The organism is Komagataeibacter melaceti (assembly GCF_003403295.1).
GTDB lineage: Bacteria > Pseudomonadota > Alphaproteobacteria > Acetobacterales > Acetobacteraceae > Komagataeibacter > Komagataeibacter melaceti.
Genome location: NZ_QUWV01000183.1, coordinates 1 through 635 on the forward strand (window position 1 = coordinate 1; position 635 = coordinate 635).

The following is a 635-nucleotide window of genomic DNA, read 5'->3' on the forward strand; positions in this document are numbered from 1 at the left end:
TTCTCCTTTGCCGATACGCAGGTCAACGAGCCCCTGGTCCGCCAGCTCCATGGCGGGGACTTCATCGAGCGTGCTGAAAATGTCGTGCTGATCGGCGGTCCGGGAACCGGGAAAACCCACCTGGCGACCGCGCTGGCCATCCAGGCAATCACCCATCACAGGAAGAAGGCGCGCTTCTGGTCAACGGTCGACCTGGTCAATGCGCTCGAACAGGAAAAGACCGCCAACCGGGCCGGGCAGATTGCCGACAGGCTGCTCCGCCTGGATCTCGTGATCCTTGATGAACTCGGTTATCTCCCCTTCAGCGCATCTGGCGGCGCCCTGCTGTTCCATCTGCTCAGCCGCCTCTACGAGCGCACCAGTGTCATCATCACAACCAATCTGAGCTTCAGTGAATGGGGAGACGTCTTTGGTGACCCGAAGATGACAACGGCACTCCTCGATCGGCTGACCCATCACTGTCATATCCTCGAGACAGGAAATGACAGCTACAGGTTCCGCGCCAGCACCGCCGCCTCAAAAAACAGAAAGGACAGATCCTCTTCTTGACCGCCCGCCCGACTATGCCTGAAATAGCAGATGGCTGGGTCAATTCCTGATGAAAAACCCGGGTCAGTTCTCAGTGAAAATCAACA

The 635-nt window shown here is 57.8% G+C and carries 1 protein-coding gene; it reads left to right on the forward strand.

Annotated elements, in window-relative coordinates; translation table 11 throughout:
* On the forward strand, positions 1-549 hold a 549-nt coding region (gene istB, locus DY926_RS15700; protein WP_116704215.1), incomplete at its 5' end, for an IS21-like element helper ATPase IstB.
* Positions 550-635 lie beyond the last annotated feature (86 nt).